The sequence below is a fragment of the Anaeromyxobacter sp. K genome (assembly GCF_000020805.1).
Classification (GTDB): Bacteria; Myxococcota; Myxococcia; order Myxococcales; family Anaeromyxobacteraceae; genus Anaeromyxobacter; species Anaeromyxobacter dehalogenans.
In genome coordinates this window covers 1,338,402-1,353,802 of record NC_011145.1, presented here as the reverse complement: position 1 = coordinate 1,353,802, position 15,401 = coordinate 1,338,402, and the positions used below count along the sequence as shown (strand labels likewise).

At 76.0% G+C, this 15,401-nt stretch carries 12 protein-coding genes; 6 read left to right on the top strand and 6 right to left on the bottom strand.

The features are described 5' to 3' along the window. Positions 1-20 precede the first annotated feature (20 nt). The 4 genes from thyX (at position 21) to ANAEK_RS05960 (ending at position 6,539) form a co-directional block, all read left to right on the top strand. Positions 21-842, top strand: a complete 822-nt coding sequence (gene thyX / locus ANAEK_RS05975) for an FAD-dependent thymidylate synthase (protein ID WP_012525257.1) — start codon at positions 21-23, stop codon at positions 840-842. A gap of 95 nt (positions 843-937) precedes the next feature. Beyond that, positions 938-3,442 (top strand): signal peptide peptidase SppA, encoded by a 2,505-nt coding sequence (gene sppA, locus ANAEK_RS05970; protein ID WP_012525256.1) that lies wholly within the window; start codon positions 938-940, stop codon positions 3,440-3,442. Between the two features lie 313 nt (positions 3,443-3,755). Then, positions 3,756-5,153 carry a transcription termination factor Rho gene (gene rho, locus ANAEK_RS05965; protein ID WP_232288379.1) on the top strand — a complete coding sequence of 466 codons (1,398 nt, stop codon included), beginning with the start codon at positions 3,756-3,758 and terminating at the stop codon, positions 5,151-5,153. Between the two features lie 258 nt (positions 5,154-5,411). Further along, positions 5,412-6,539 (top strand): HD domain-containing phosphohydrolase, encoded by a 1,128-nt coding sequence (locus tag ANAEK_RS05960; protein WP_012525254.1) that lies wholly within the window; start codon positions 5,412-5,414, stop codon positions 6,537-6,539. Positions 6,540-6,548: 9 nt separating this feature from the next. On the opposite strand, the gene ANAEK_RS05955 is transcribed toward ANAEK_RS05960, so the two are convergent. Then, positions 6,549-8,099 (bottom strand): serine/threonine-protein kinase, encoded by a 1,551-nt coding sequence (locus ANAEK_RS05955; protein WP_012525253.1) that lies wholly within the window; start codon positions 8,097-8,099, stop codon positions 6,549-6,551. 34 nt (positions 8,100-8,133) lie between these two features. Here ANAEK_RS05955 and ANAEK_RS05950 point away from each other — a divergent pair, with 34 nt between their 5' ends. After that, on the top strand, positions 8,134-8,478 hold the full coding sequence (locus ANAEK_RS05950; protein WP_012525252.1) for a hypothetical protein: 345 nt from the start codon (positions 8,134-8,136) through the stop codon (positions 8,476-8,478). Positions 8,479-8,505: 27 nt separating this feature from the next. Here the strand turns inward: ANAEK_RS05950 and cutA are convergent, their stop codons facing one another. Genes cutA through ANAEK_RS05935 form a run of 3 tightly spaced genes read right to left on the bottom strand, consistent with a single transcriptional unit; the run spans position 8,506 to position 10,575 of the window. Continuing rightward, positions 8,506-8,823, bottom strand: a complete 318-nt coding sequence (gene cutA / locus ANAEK_RS05945; RefSeq protein WP_012525251.1) for a divalent-cation tolerance protein CutA — start codon at positions 8,821-8,823, stop codon at positions 8,506-8,508. A 28-nt stretch (positions 8,824-8,851) separates the two neighbouring features. Next, complete coding sequence (locus tag ANAEK_RS05940) at positions 8,852-10,009, bottom strand: acyl-CoA dehydrogenase family protein (protein WP_012525250.1); 1,158 nt, start codon at positions 10,007-10,009, stop codon at positions 8,852-8,854. A gap of 11 nt (positions 10,010-10,020) precedes the next feature. Next, a complete protein-coding gene (locus ANAEK_RS05935) occupies positions 10,021-10,575 on the bottom strand; it encodes a chalcone isomerase family protein (RefSeq protein WP_012525249.1) in 555 nt (184 codons plus the stop codon). 271 nt (positions 10,576-10,846) lie between these two features. Between ANAEK_RS05935 and ANAEK_RS05930 the strand changes: the two genes are divergently transcribed. Continuing rightward, complete coding sequence (locus ANAEK_RS05930; RefSeq protein WP_157376680.1) at positions 10,847-13,369, top strand: ATP-binding protein; 2,523 nt, start codon at positions 10,847-10,849, stop codon at positions 13,367-13,369. Here ANAEK_RS05930 and ANAEK_RS05925 read toward each other — a convergent pair whose 3' ends face one another. Together ANAEK_RS05925 and ANAEK_RS05920 are read right to left on the bottom strand one after the other, a co-directional pair. After that, positions 13,370-14,302, bottom strand: coding sequence for a DMT family transporter (locus ANAEK_RS05925; protein ID WP_012525247.1), 933 nt, complete (start codon positions 14,300-14,302; stop codon positions 13,370-13,372). Beyond that, positions 14,299-15,303 (bottom strand): DMT family transporter, encoded by a 1,005-nt coding sequence (locus tag ANAEK_RS05920; RefSeq protein ID WP_041454034.1) that lies wholly within the window; start codon positions 15,301-15,303, stop codon positions 14,299-14,301. The genes ANAEK_RS05925 and ANAEK_RS05920 overlap by 4 nt, the downstream gene beginning before the upstream one ends. Between the last annotated feature and the right edge of the window lie 98 nt (positions 15,304-15,401).

The following is a 15,401-nucleotide window of genomic DNA, read 5'->3' as shown; positions in this document are numbered from 1 at the left end:
CCCTTCCCCGGAGCCGATCCATGCCGCTCGAGGTCACCCTCATCGACTACGCCCGCGATCCGCTGCAGAAGCTCTACGGCGCGTACCGCACCTGCTACACGCCGAAGACGCCGGGCGAGGTCTGGGGCGAGATCCGCGACGGCTCCATCTCCGCGGACCGGATCCGCGACTTCATCGGCGAGCGCCTCAAGACCGGCCACGCCTCGCCGCTCGAGCAGGTGGTGTTCTGGTTCGGCATCTCCGGGGTCTCGCGCGCGCTCTCGCACCAGTTCGTCCGGCACCGGATCGGCATCAGCTTCGAGCAGCAGTCGCAGCGCTACGTGAAGTACAAGGAGGAGCGGCTCGACTACGTCATGCCGAAGACCTGGCAGAAGGTCGCCGGGATGGCGGACGAGTACGACCGCCTCATGCGCGAGATCACCCGCGTGTACGAGGACGCGCTCGCGAAGGGCATCCCGGCCGAGGACGCGCGCTTCGTCCTCCCGAACGCCACGCCCACCAACTTCCAGGTGATGGTGAACTTCACCGAGCTGCTGCACATCGCCGACCTGCGGCTGTGCTGGCGCGCCCAGTGGGAGATCCGCCACATGGTCGCGCTCATGCGGCGCGAGGTGATGAAGGCGGTCCCCGAGATCGGCGGGTACCTGCAGCCGAAGTGCGGCGACAAGCGCATGGGGTACTGCGACGAGCCGGTGAAGGAGTGGGAGGCGTGCCCGCTCGGGAAGGTGCGCCCGCACAAGGAGCAGCTCCTGCAGGTGTTCCGCGAGTACCGCGCCGGGAACCTGGTCCCGCTGGCGGAGGAGCACATCCGCGCCGTCGAGGACGCGGGCAACGAGGAGTGACGTCGCGCCGCGTCCGCTTGGGGCCCGGCGCGCGGATGACCGCGGCGCCGCCCCCGCGCGCGAGCGGCTCCGGTAGAATCCGCGCCGGAGCCACCATGAAACCCTTCGTGAACCTCGCGGCGCTGGCGCTCGCGCTCGCCGCCCCCGCCGCCGCGCACGCCCAGCTCTCCGCCGTCACCGACCGCGTGCAGGGCCTGCCCGCGGGCCTGGCGGTGCCCTCGCTGGGCGCGGCCGTCGCGGAGGAGCCCGCCGACCTGTCCGCGAACCCGGCGGCGATCGGCTTCCTCGGCGGCCTGGGGCTCCAGTACTTCCACGAGTCCGGGCTGCGGCCCGGCGCGCGGGGCGACGGCCTGTACGCGGGCGACCGCCTGGGCCCGCTCGGCGTGGGGTACTCGGTGGAGTGGCTCCGGCCCGGCCTCGACGCGGGCGGCGAGCGCTGGCGGCGCAGCCGGCTGGGGCTCACGCTCGGCGACGGCCGCGCGCTCTCGCTGGGCGTCGCCTGGACCTGGATCGCCTCGCGGAACGACGCGATCGAGCAGGCCGGCGGCTGGGACCTCGGGCTGACGCTCCGGCCCACGCGGTGGCTCTCGATCGGCGCCGCCATGCTGGGCCGCGACGCCCGGCTGGGCGGCGCGGACGTGCCGGTCCGCTACGACCTCGGGCTCGCGACCCGGCTCTGGCACGACCGCCTCACGCTCTCCGCCGACCTGCTCGCGAACGACGAGGCGCGCGACGCGTTCCGCTCCGATCACCTCGCGTTCGGCGCCGCGGCCGAGCTGTGGCGCGGGGTGGCGCTCGGCCTCCAGGTGCAGCTCCCGGTGCGCGACCTCCCCGGCGACGCCGGCGATCCGCTCGGGCTCGTCTCGCTCACCTGGAACGCGCCGCACTCCGGCGTCACGTTCGCCGGGGCCGGCGTGGGCGGGCGCGGCGGGTGGCTGGGGGGCGCGCGCCTCTCGGAGGAGCGCTACCGCTCCGGCGGCCCCGCGGTCGTCATGCCCACCGTGGACGTGGACCGCGAGCTCCAGCGCCGGCGCGTGCTCGTGTTCGACGTGGGCGACCGGGACCCCTACGCCACGCTGGTCACGCGGCTGGAGGCGGCGCGCGACGATCCGGAGGTCGGGGCGCTGCTGGTGCGCATCGGCGGCCTGTCGCTGGGCGGCGGGCGGGTCGAGGAGCTGCGCGCGCTGCTCGCCGCGGTGCGCGCGCGCAAGCCGGTGCTCGCGTACCTGGAGGGCGGCGGGACCCGCGAGTACTGGCTCGCCACCGCCGCCACCGCCATCGCGGCGCCGCCCGGCGCGCCGCTCATCGTGAACGGCATCTCCACCTCCCAGCTCTTCCTGCGCGGCGGGCTGGCGCGGCTCGGGATCGCGTTCGACGTGGTGAAGGCCGGCGCGTACAAGAGCGCCGCCGAGCCGCTGGTGCGCGACGCGCCCTCGCCCGAGGCGCGCGAGGCCACCGAGGCGGTCCTGGACGACGTGTTCGGGCGCTTCGTGGCCCAGGTCGCCGAGGCGCGGCGGCTGCCCCCGGAGCGCGTGCGCGCGCTGGTGGACCAGGGGCTCTTCACCGCCGAGGAGGCGAAGGAGGCGGGGCTCGTGGACGCGGTGGCCTGGCCCGACGAGCTCGAGCGCTGGGGGCGCGCCGTCGCCGGGCGCCGGCTGTTCGAGCGCGGCGCGTACCGGCCGGAGCCGGAGCGGCTCGCGCAGCGCTGGGGCCGGCCCGCGGTGATCCAGGTGGTGCGCGTGGAGGGGATCATCGCCCGCGGGAGGAGCCGTGCCGACCCGCTCGGCGCCGACGGCGTGGCGGGCGCCGAGACCATCGCCGCCGAGATCCACCGCGCCGCCGACGACGCCGCGGTCCGGGCCATCGTGCTGCGGATCGAGTCCGGCGGGGGCGATGGGCTCGCCTCCGACCTGATCTGGCGCGAGGCGGTCCGCGCGCGGCGCAAGGGCAAGCCGGTGATCGCCTCGATGGGCGACCTGGCGGCGAGCGGCGGGTACCTGGTGGCGGTCGGCGCCGACGCGATCCTGGCCGAGCGCTCCACGCTCACGGGCTCGATCGGCGTGTTCGCGGCGAAGCCCGACCTCTCCGGCCTGCTCGCGAAGCTGTCGATCCACCCCGAGGCCTACCAGCGCGGCGAGAACGCCCGCCTGGTCTCGGTGCTAAAGCCCTGGACCCCCGCCGAGCGCGCCGTCCTCGAGAAGCAGATCGGGGCCTTCTACCGCCAGTTCGTGGCCCGCGTGGCCGAGGGGCGGCGGCTCACCACGGCGGAGGTCGAGGCGGTCGCCGGCGGCCGGGTCTGGACCGGACAGCAGGCGCTGGAGCGGAAGCTCGTGGATCGCATCGGCACGCTCGCCGACGCCATCCGGCTGGCGCGCGAGCGGATCGGGCTCGCGCCGGACGACGTGGTGGAGGTGCGGCGGGAGGACGGCGGCGGCGCGCTCGCCCGCGTGGCCGGCCGCGCGCTCACCGCGGCGCCCGAGCCGCCGCTCGCCGGGCTCGCGCGCGCGTTCCCGGAGCTGTCCGCGCTGGCGCTGCTGACCGAGATCGGGCCGGTGCTCGCGATCCCGGAGGAGTGGGTGGCCCCGGAGGCGGGCCCGTGATCGCGGGACCCTACCGGGCGCGGTCAGGGCTTTCGCTCCAGGATCTTTTTTGCTATGGATTCTCTTGTCTCCCCTCTGCGAGCGACCTACGTTTCGAGGCGGCGGGGTGACCGACCCCTGGTCGACCGGCTCCTGGCACCACGAAGACGAGCCGCCGCCGCGCGATGACCGCGCGGCGCGCCAGCGACGGGACCGGGGGCAGGCGGTTCGCGGAACGACGACTCCTTCCGAGCCCGCGAACGGCGCCGTTCCAGACGCGACGTAGAGACCGCTGGGGGGCGACCAACGCCCCGCGGTCGGAGCAGACGACAGCATGAACGAGCATGAGCAGACCCCGACCCCGGGTGAAGGCGGGGCCCCGCAGTCCACCAGCAGCCAGAGCCAGCCCGCCGCCCCGGCGGACGCCGCCGACGGCGGACCCTCGGGTCCGGGCGGCGCGCCCGGCCAGGCCGGACGGCGCCGGCGCCGCCGGCGGGGACGCCGCGGCCGCGGCGGTCAGCCGCAGGCGCAGGGCGGCGCCCCCACGCCGATGGGCGCCGGCGGGCAGCCCGGTGCGCCGGCCCCCGCGAACGGGACCGCGCCGCAGGGCCAGCCCGCCCCGGCCGCGCAGGCCGAGGCGACCGAGGAGGTCGAGGGCGTGCTGCAGTTCGAGGGCAAGGGCAACGGCTGGCTCCGCGACGCGAAGCGCAGCTACCTGCCCCAGCCGTTCGACGTCGAGGTCCCGCGCTGGCTCATCGACCGCACCCACCTGCAGCCGGGCATGCTGGTGAAGGGCCTCGCCACGGTCCGCAACATGAAGCGGGTGCTCTCGCGGATCGACACGCTGGAGGGCACCGATCCGATGGCGGTGGTGCGGCGCACGCACTTCCAGAACCTGACCGCCACCGACCCCACCGAGCGCCTGGTGATGGAGACCCGCTCCGACGAGCTGATCGGGCGGGTCCTCGATCTCATCTCGCCCATCGGCCTGGGCGCCCGCGGCCTCATCACCTCGCCGCCCAAGGCCGGCAAGACCATCATGCTGCAGCGGATCGCGCAGGCCATCATCGCGAACCGCCCGGACGTGCACCTCACGGTGCTCCTCGTGGACGAGCGTCCCGAGGAGGTCACCGACATGAAGCGCAACATCAAGGGCGAGGTGATCGGCTCCTCCAACGACCGCCCGACGGAGGAGCACATCCACGTCGCCGAGATGGTGCTGGAGCGCTCGAAGCGCCTGGTCGAGGGCGGCAGGGACGTGGTGGTCCTGCTCGACTCGATCACCCGCCTGTCGCGCGCCTACAACAAGGAGGTCGAGTCCTCCGGCCGCACGCTCACCGGCGGCGTGGACTCGCGCGCGCTGGAGCGCCCGAAGCGGCTGTTCGGCTCGGCGCGCAAGGCCGAGGAGGGCGGGTCGCTCACCATCATCGCGACCGCGCTCATCGACACCGGCTCGCGCATGGACGAGGTGATCTTCGAGGAGTTCAAGGGCACCGGCAACATGGAGGTGGTGCTCTCGCGGCAGCTCGCCGAGCGGCGCATCTTCCCGGCCATCGACATCGGCGCGTCCGGGACCCGCAAGGAGGAGAAGCTCTTCTCGTCGAAGGACATCGAGAAGGTGCGGCGCCTCCGCGGCGCGCTCGCCTCGCTGAAGCCGGTCGAGGCCATGGAGCGGCTGCTGAAGAAGCTCTCCGAGTTCGACTCGAACGACGAGTTCCTGCAGAGCTTCTGAACGGGGCTGCGGAGCTTCTGAACGGGGCTGCGCCCCGCCCCGCGGAGCGGAGCTCCGCGGGGCCCCACCCTGCTGCGGAAGGCCCGAGAGGTGCGCCCCCGGCGGCGCGGCCGGCGCTCGCCGTCGCCGCGCCCGCCTGCTCCCTCACCCTCCGTGCACGCACACGCCGGGCCGTGCGGGGCCGGATCGCGGCCGGTACAATCGGCCCCCATGGATCCGCACCTTGCCCCGCCCGCCCCGCCCTGCTCTACTCGCGCGATGAACGCGGACCGGGTCTTCATCGTCGACGACGACGAGCTGATCCTGAAGGCGCTCGCGCGCGTGCTGGAGCTTTCGGGGTACGAGACCCGCTGCTTCCTGCGGCCGGCCGATGCGCTCGCCGCCATCGAGGCCGAGGCCCCGGTGGTGGTGATCTCCGACTACATGATGCCGAGCATGGACGGGGTCGCCTTCCTGAAGGCGGCGCGCGCCCGCTTCCCCGCCGCGGTCCGCATCCTCTGCACCGCCGCCGAGGACTTCCGCGTGGCGCTGCAGGCCGTGAACGCGGGCGAGGTCTTCCGGATCATCTCGAAGCCGTGGCACCAGCAGGAGCTGCTCACCACCGTGAGCCAGGCCGCCGAGGCGGCGCGGCTGCGCATCGAGAACGAGCGGCTCACCGCCGAGGTGCACCGGCAGAACGGGCAGCTGAAGGAGATCAACACCCGGCTCGAGCAGATGGTGCAGCAGCGCACCCAGGCGCTGCTGGAGGGGCTCATCGCCGCGCTCGACTACCGCGACGCCGAGACCCAGTGGCACTCGCGGCGCGTCTCGCTCTACGCGCGGCGCCTGGCGCAGCAGCTCGGCATGGAGGAGCCGGCGCTCACCGTCATCGAGCACGGCGCCCTGCTGCACGACATCGGCAAGATCGGCGTGCGCGACCGCGTGCTGCTGAAGCCGGGGCCGCTCACCGGCGAGGAGTGGACCGAGATGAAGCGCCACCCGGAGCTCGGGTGGGCGCTCCTGCAGCGGGTGGACTACCTGCGGCCCGCCTCGGCGATCGTCCTGCAGCACCAGGAGAAGTGGGACGGCAGCGGCTATCCCTCCGGGCTGGGCGGCGAGGAGATCGTCATCGGCGCGCGCATCTTCCACGTGGTGGACACGCTCGACGCCATCACCAGCGACCGCCCGTACCGCCGCTCGCGCCCGTTCGCGGAGGCGCGCGAGGAGATCGTCCGCTGCCGCGGGACGCAGTTCGATCCGCGCGTGGTGGACGCGTTCGTGGCGGTGCCGCCGGAGGACTGGGAGCGCATCCGGCTCGACGTCGAGACGGTGGCGGTGCTCTCCGCCGACCTGGCCGAGAGCCCGCCGCACCTCGAGGACCTGGATCTCGCCGGCGCGCGCGCCTGAGCGGCGCCGCTACTCCAGCGCCACCCCGAGCAGCTCCGCGGTCTCGCCCGCGCGCACCTCGACGGTCGCGCCGGCGCGGAAGCCGTCCTCGGTCCGGAACTCGACCCGGTGGCGCCCCACGGTCACCTCCAGCGTGCGCACCTCGCCCGCGCCGAGCGGCGGGCGCTGCGCCTCGCCGTCCAGCAGCAGCGTGGCCGCCACCCGCGCCTGCACCGAGATCCGCCCGGTGGCGGGCCGGCCCGGCGCCGTGCGGCCCTGGGGCGCGGCGGGCGCCGCGGAGACGGACGGGATCGCGGGCGCCGCCGCCACGGGCGCGCCGGGGGCCTGGGGCCGGCGCGGGCCGGTGAACGCCAGCACGGCCGCGACCGCCACCAGCGCGCCGAACCCGGCGGCGGCCGCGGTGCGGCCGGTCACGAGCGCCGGGCGGGACGGGGCGGGCGCGGCGAGCGCCTCGGGCAGGCGGAAGAACGGCGGCGCCGCGAGCCCGCCGTCGGCGCCGTCCGCACCGCCCCCGGACGCCGGCGGCTCGTCGGGGCGGACCGCGATCACCTGGGTGCGCTCGGGCGGCGACGTCTCGCGCGCCGGGGCCGGCGCGGCGCGGAGCTTCTCGAGCCGGTCGAGCTCCGCCCGCAGCTCGCCGGGGAACGAGATCGCCATGGTCCGGGCCAGCGCCGGCGGATCCCCGGGCGGCTCGTCGGGCGGCACGCCGTGCGTGAACGCGAGCAGCGCGTCGCGCAGGTCGCTCGCCCACTCGAAGCGCTGCGCCGGGTCGCGCGCCAGCGCGCGCAGCACGATGGCGTCCAGCTCGGGCGGCAGCCCGGGGCGGGTCCGGGACGGCGGCGGCACCTCGGCGCGGCGCACCCGCTCCAGCACCGAGAGCTCGGACTTGCCGCTGAACAACCGCGCGCCGGTGAGCATCTCGTGCAGCACCACGCCGAGCGAGAACACGTCGGAGCGGTGGTCCACCGGCTGCCCGCGCACCATCTCCGGGCTCATGTAGCCGAACTTGCCCCGCAGCACCGTGTCCTGCCGGCGCGTGCGCAGCGCCGCCTGGGCGATCCCGAAGTCGATGATGCGCACCGAGCCGTCGAAGCCGAGCAGCACGTTCGCGGGCGAGACGTCGCGGTGGACCACGCGCAGCGGCGAGCCGAGCGCGTCGCGCTTGCGGTGCGCGTGGTCGAGCGCGTCGGCTACCCGCGCCGCCACGTGGGCCGCGAGCGGCACCGGCATCGGCTCGCCGCGCGCGCGCAGCCGGTCGAGGAGCGCCCGCAGGTCCTTGCCGGGCAGGTAGTCCATCGCGATGTAGTAGCCCTCGCCGTGCATCCCCAGCTCGTGGATGGGGACGATGGCCGGGTGGTCGAGCTGGACCACGAGCCTCGCCTCGTCGAGGAACATCGTGATGAACTCGGCGTCCTCGGCGAGCGTGGGGAGGATCCGCTTCAGCGCGTACAGGCGCCCGGCCGGCTCGCCGCGGCGGATCGCGACGTACACCTCGGCCATGCCGCCGACCGCGATGCGGTCGAGGAGGAGGAACCGGCCGTAGGGTATGGGCTTCCGCATGCAGGGGGCCCGGGGGTCCGGCTATGATACCCCGATGGCGACCACCTGCTACGGCTGCGGGGCGACGCTGCGCATCGACGGACCGGTGGGACGCCGGTCCACCTGCCCCGAGTGCGACGCGGATCTGCACACCTGCATGTGCTGCCGCCACTACGACGAGGCGGCGGCGCACCAGTGCCGGGAGCCGCACGCCGACCACGTCGTGGAGAAGGACGCCTCGAACGCCTGCGACCTGTTCCAGCTCGGAGACGGCGCCTCGCGCCGGCGCACCGGCCGCTCCGAGGCCGCGCGCAACGCGCTCGGCGCGCTGTTCGGCGAGGCGCCCCGCGCGACCGAGGATCCCCGCGACGCGCTCGAGGCGCTGTTCCGGAAGAAGTAGACGGGCCCCGCGCGGCGGGCACCGCCGTCAGGAGGTCTCGGCCGCGATCCAGGCGAGGTAGGCGTCGCTCCCCGCCTCCACCGGCAGCACCAGCACCTCCGGCACCTGGTACGGATGCAGCTCGAGGACGCGCGCCCGGAGCGCGTCCACGCGGGCGGCGCGGGTCTTCAGCACCAGGAGCGCCTCGCCCTCGTCGTGCACGCTCCCCTCCCACCGGTAGATCGACCGGATGGCCGGCACGACGTTGCCGCAGGCCGCGAGCCGCTCCTCGACGAGCGCCCGCGCCAGCCGCGCGGCGACGTCCGCGTCGGGCGCGGTCACCAGCACCACCCGCGCCTCCGTCATCCCGCCCTCCCGTCGCCGGCGCGCCGCGTCACAGCCCCGCCGCGCGCGACACCAGCTCGCGCATGATCTCGGACGTGCCGCCGGCGATGGTCATGGCCCGCACGTCGCGCCAGGCGCGGGCGATGTCGCTCTCCAGCACGTAGCCCATGCCGCCGTGGAGCTGCATGCAGTCGTAGGCCACCCGCTGGGCCAGCTCGCAGGCGAACAGCTTCGCCATCGAGATCTCGCGCACCGCCGGCTCGCCCCGCGCCAGCAGGTCGGCCGCCCGGTAGGTGAGCCAGCGCGCCGCCTCGACCGCGGTGAGGTGATCCGCGAGCCGGTGCCGCCAGGCCTGGAACTTCGCGACGGGCCGGCCGAACGCGCTGCGCTCGCCGCCGTAGCGCATCGCGTCCTCCAGCATGAGCTGCATCCCGGCGACGGCCTGGACGGCCGCCACCAGCCGCTCGCCCTGGAAGTTCGCCATGACGTGGTAGAAGCCCTGATCCTGCTCGCCGAGCAGGTTCGCCGCCGGCACCCGGCACTCCTCGAAGAACAGCACCGCGGTGTCCGACGACGGCAGCCCCACCTTCTCCAGCGTGCGCGAGACCTGGAAGCCCTTCACGTCGGTGGGGAACAGCAGCAGCGAGAGCCCGCCGTGGCCGGCCTCGCCGGTGCGCACGGCCAGGGTGAGGAAGTCGGCCCGGGCGCCGTTCGTGATCCACATCTTCGAGCCGTTCACCACCAGGTCGGCGCCGTCGCGCCGGGCGGTGGTGCGGATGGCCGCCACGTCCGAGCCGGCGTCCGGCTCGGAGATCGCGAGCGCCGCCACCCGCTCGCCCCGGACGGCGGGCGCCAGGAACTCGCGGCGCTGCGCCTCGGTGCCGAGCTCCCCGATCACCGGGATGGCCATCTCCCCGTGCACCAGCATGGAGACGGCCAGGCCGGCGTTGCGGCAGCGCGCCAGCTCCTCGGCGTAGGCGACGACGTACCACCAGTCGAGCCCCGAGCCGCCCACCTCCGGCGGCTGCCGGATGCCGAACAGGCCCAGCTCGCCGAAGCGGCGGAACAGCGCGCGCGGGAAGCTCCCCGCCTCGTCCCACTCGCGCCCGTGTGGCGCGAGCTCCTGCTCCACGAACGCGCGGACCGTCCGGCGGAACGCCTGGTGGTCCTCGGTGAACGGCTCGAACGCGACCGCCGGCGCGCCCATGGCCGCCCCCGCTACTTCCCGAGCATGCGGCGCTTCAGGTCGTCGTCGGCCGGCTTCCGGCCGAGCCAGTTGCGGAAGAGCGCGTCGGCGAACGCCTTGCCCTCGACCGTGGCGGTGCCCTTCGGCCCGGTGACCACCGCCCCGGTGCCCGGCAGGTAGGTCACCGTGATCTCGCCGCCCTTCTTCACGTCGCCGATGGCCGGCGCGATCCGGTCGAGCTGCGGCACGAGCGCCGCCGCCTCGGCCCCGGAGTTCGCCTCGAAGCCGTCGCGGAACGCGCCCATGATCGACTTCTGGTCCACGTCGCGCCGGAAGACCATGCGCACGCGCCTCGGCTCGTCCGCCGCGAGGATGGCGTTCGCGTCCGAGGACGGCGTCGCGAGGTAGAGCGCGCCCACGTAGACCTCGATCCAGAGCTTCTTCCGGATGCCCGCCCCGTTCAGGCGGAGCTCCTTGCCCTCGACGGTCACGCTGTCGGGGAGCTCCACGCCCGCGACCTTGCGGGCCGCGGCGCCGAGCGGGAGGGCGAGGAGGAGGGCGGCGACGGCGGCGGCGGCCTTGCGCATGCTTGACTCCTGGTGATCGAGAGGTCTCGCCAATCTACCGCGCGCCGCGCGGCAAGGCAGCCGCCCGGCGCTGGCCCCGGGTGGGCCGCTGCCAGCCGACCGTCCGGGCGGGCCCCTCCCTGCGCAGGAGGCCGCCGGCGTGCGGTGCGAGGGCCTCGCGCCGGCGCGCGAGCGGGCGAGCGATCGCGGTCCCCTTCCGTGCGCGGCCGTGCGACGTCGGAATACACCGCCGGCGGCCCTCGTTTGCACCGCCGGAGGAATCCCAGCCCGCATGCTGCGCACCATCCGCTCCCGCCTGCTCCTGCTGGTGGGGCTCGCCTCGCTCGCGTTCGTCGCGCTCGGCGCGCTCGTCTCGGTCCGCTCGTTCCGCGCGCGCGCCGAGGCCGAGCAGCTCTCGAACCTGGAGGTGGCGCGGACCGCCGCGGCCGCGCTGCGCGCCCAGATCGACGGGGTGGCCCGCGCCAGCGCGGTGCTCGGGCACGCGCTCGACGGCGGCCGGATCCTGGGCGAGGACGCGGCGCACCTGCTCTCGGTGGCCGTGCAGGACTCCGGCGTGGTCCGCGATCTCTCCTGGGTGGCGCCGGACGGCCGGGTGGTCGCGTCCAGCGACGCGCGGCTGCACGAGGTGTCGTTCGCCGACCGCGCCGAGCTGCGCCGCCTGCTCGCCGGCGACGCGGTGGCGGTGGGGGACCTGGTGCGCAACCCGGCCGACGGCGCACCGGTGGTGGCGGTCGCGACCGCGGTGCGCGACGGCGCGGGGCGGCTCTCGGGCGCGCTCCTGGCCGCGGTCGATCCGGAGCGGCTGGCCGCCCGCGTCCTGCCGGCCCGCGAGGGCGAGGGCAGCGTGGGCATCGTGGATCGCGCGGGCCGGCTGGTCGCGCGCGTGCCGGCCATCCCGCTCGCCTGGGACGACCGCCTGGTGGCGGGGGCGCAGGACCTGGTGCGGGCGGCGCTGGCGGGCGCCGAGGCGACCGGCCCGATGCGCTCCGAGGGCGGCGGCCCGGCGCGGCTCGCCGCGGCGGTGCCGGTGCCGGAGCTGGCGTGGGCGGTGCGCGCGACGCAGCCGCGCGCGGCCATGCTCGCGCCCATGCGCCGCGAGCTGGCGATCGGCCTCCTCGGCGCGGGCCTGGTGGCGCTGGTCGCGCTGGGCGCGAGCTGGGCCGTGGGCGCGCACACCTCGCGCGCGCTGCGCCGGCTGGAGCGCCACGCCGCCGCGCTGGGGCGGGGCGAGGCGCCGGAGCCGCTCACCGGGCCGGACGAGGTGGTCCGCCTGGGCGCCGCGTACGCGCAGATGGCCCGGCACCTCGACGCGGTCCGCCGCCGCTTCGAGGCGGCGTTCGCCGAGGCGCCGGTCGGCGTGCTGATCCTGGATCCCGCCGAGCTGCGGGCGCGCTGGGCCAACCCGGCGTACCTCGCGTTCCTCGACGCGCCGTTCCGCAGCGAGGGCGTGCAGGGGCTGCGGCTGGAGGAGTTCCTGCCGCGCGCGCAGGAGGCCGGCCTGGTCGCGCTCCTGCGCGAGGTGGCGGCCGGCGACGTCGCGCACGAGGAGCAGGAGTACCGGTACGACGGGTTCGCCCGGGGCCCGACCTGGTGGCGCTGGTCGGTGCGCGCGGTCGAGTCCGGCGGCGGCCGGCGCGACCTCGTGGTCATGGTCTCCGAGGTGACCGAGCAGGTCCGCGGCCGCGAGCAGGTCGAGGCCGACCGGCGCCGGCTGGAGGCGGTGCTGCGCGTGCTGCCGGTGGGCGTGCTCATCGCCGACGCCGGCGGGCAGGTGGTCCAGGCGAACGACGCGGCCCGGCGGATCTGGGGCTCGCGCGCGCCGCTCCGTCCGGGCGCGCTCTACCGCGAGCAGCGCGCGCGCCGGGCCGACTCCGGCGCGCCGCTCGCCGCCGGCGACTGGGCGCTGCAGCGCGCGCTCCGCTCCGGCGAGGCGGTCGGCGGCGAGCTGGTCGAGATCGACCGCTTCGACGGGACGCAGGCGGTCGTCCTGAACGGCGCCGCGCCCATCCGCGACGGCGAGGGGCGCGTGGTCGGCGCCGTCACCACGCTGCTCGACGTGACCGAGCTGCGGCGCGCGGTGCGCAACCGCGACGAGGTCCTGCAGGTGGTCTCGCACGACCTGCGCACGCCGCTGTCCGCCGTGACGCTGGGCGCCGCCGCGCTGACCCGGCTGCCCGACGGCCCGGAGGCGGCCGCGCAGGCCCGGCGCGCCGCCGCGCGGCTCGCCGCCGCCGGCCGCCGCATGAACCGGCTCATCGACGACCTGCTCGACCTCGAGACGCTGGAGGAGGGCCGCCTGTCGATGCGGCCGGAGCCGTGCGACCCGGCCGATCTGCTCGGCGAGGCGGCCGACCAGCTCCGCGAGGCCGCGCGGGCGAAGGGGCTCGACCTGTGCCTGTCCGCCGCGCCCGGCCTGCCACCGGTCGCGTGCGATCGCGACCGCGTGCTGCAGGTGCTCGGGAACGTCGCGTCGAACGCGGTGAAGGCCACCGAGGAGGGCGCGGTCTGCCTCGCCGCCGAGGCGCAGGCGGACGGCGCGGTGATCTTCCGCGTCCGCGACACCGGCCCCGGCATCGCCGACGCGGACCTGCCGCACGTGTTCGACCGCTTCCAGCGCGGCAGCGCCGCGCGCTGGCGCGGCTCGGGCCTGGGGCTCGCCATCGCGCGCGGCCTGGTGGAGGCGCACGGCGGCCGGATCTGGGCGGAGAGCGCGCCCGGGGCCGGCACCACCGTGAGCTTCACCCTGCCCCCCGCGGCCGCGCCGGACGAGGCCGCCCACGCGGCGACCGCCTGATCAGGCGCCGCGCGCGCGGGGCCGGTGCCCGAGCACCGTGCCGTAGGCCACCCCGGCCACGCCCACCAGCATCCCCGCCATGCCCGCGGCGCTCACCCGCTCGCCGAGCAGGAGCGCCGCCAGCCCGTACTGCGCGAGCGGCGTGAGCTGCAGCCACACCGCGGCCTCGCCGATGGAGAGCGCGCCGTACGCCTCGGTCATCAGCACCTGGGCGGCGTAGGCGGCGAGCCCCATCCCCGCGGCGAGCGCCCAGGCGGTGAGGTCGGTCGGCCAGGCGCCGAGCGCGAACGGGAGCGCCACCGGCAGCCCGCCCAGGCAGAAGTAGAAGAAGATCGTCGGCGCGTTGTCGGTGGCCCGCATGGCGCGGATGACCACCGACGAGAACGCGGCGAACACCGCGGCCCCGACCGCGAGCGCCTCGCCCAGCCCCACGCCGAGCGCGAGCGACCCGTTCCCGAGCACCAGCACCACGCCGCCGGTAGCGACCAGCAGCGCCAGCACCAGGTGCACGGTGGGGCGCTCGCCGAACGCGCGGATGCTGAGGGCGGTCGCGATGACCGGGAACAGGTTGTAGAGCATGCCGGCCTCGCCGGCCGGGATGCGCGCGAGCGCGAGGAAGTACAGCACCACCACGATCCCGCCCGACACGCCGCGGGTCCACAGCAGGCGGAGGTCGTGCGGCCGGTACAGCCCGGGGCGGACGCGGAACGCGACCAGCGACACCGCCGCGCCCACCACGAACCGGATCACGGTGAGCTGGCCGGCCGAGAACGCCGCGCCGCCGCGCGAGAGCCGCCGCGCCAGCACCGCCATGAGCCCGAAGGAGAGCGCCGCCCCGAGCAGCTCGAGGCGCGCGAGCCAGCGCGGCTGGGGCCGCGGGGCCCCGGCGCTGCGCGCGGGGGCGGCGGGCACGGCGGCGGGCTGGGGCGTCACGGCTCCTCCGCCGGCAGGCCCTCGGCCATCCGCGCCTCGCGCGAGCGGGCCTCGCGCGGCGCGTGGCCGAGCAGGCTGCCGTACAGGATGCCGCCCAGGCCCAGCAGCACGCCGAGCACGGTCGCGAGCGAGAGCCGCTCGCCCAGCGAGAGCGCCCACAGGTAGCTGGCGATGGGCGTGAGCTGCTGCCAGAGCGCCGCCTCGGGCACCGAGAGCGCCCCGTAGGCCTCGGTCATGGAGAGCTGCGCCAGGAACGCGACCGCCCCGACCCCCAGCGCCGCCAGGTAGGCCCCCGGCGCCGACGGCCAGGCCTGGAGCGCGAACGGCAGCGACACGAGCAGGCCGCCCACCGAGAACGAGAAGAAGATGGTCGGGGCGTTGTCGGTGGGGCGGAGCGCGCGGATGGCGGTCACGGCCGCGCCGCCCAGCACGCCGGACACGATGCCGAGCCCCTCGCCCCAGCCCAGCCCGAGGCGGACGCTCCCGCCGCCCAGCACCAGCCACACCCCCGCGCTCGCCACCGCGAGCGCGATCCACAGGTGCACCGTGGGGCGCTCGTTCAGCACGAACAGCGAGAGCAGCACCGCCCAGATGGGGAAGGTGTTGTTGAGCAGCGTGGCCTCGCCCGCCGGGATGCGCTCGATGGCGAGGAAGTAGAGCAGCGCCGCCACCCCGCCGAAGAGGCCCCGCGCGAAGAGGAGGTCCTTGCGGTGCGGCCGGAACGTGCCGGGGCGCGCCCGGAACAGCGCCAGCACCGCGGCGAGCCCGATCGCGAACCGGACCAGCGTGGCCTGCCCTCCGGACATGCCCTGCCGCGCCGCCAGCTTCGCGAGCGCCGCCGAGGCCCCGAACAGCACCGCCGAGGCGAACAGGAGCGCGCGGGCCCGCCGGCGCAGCCGCCCGCGATCGGGCGAGCGCCCGCCGGCCACCCCACCCGCCGCCCGGGCGGGCGTCGCGTCGCGCGTCGCGAGCGCGCCGGCATGGATCTCGGGAGGGGCCATGGGCCAGTCGGTGCTATCACCTTCGCGGGAATCGCGGAAGGCGCGCCGCCGGCCGGCCAGCGGCGCTGGCCAATGTCGGAATCCTCCGTTAAGTAGAC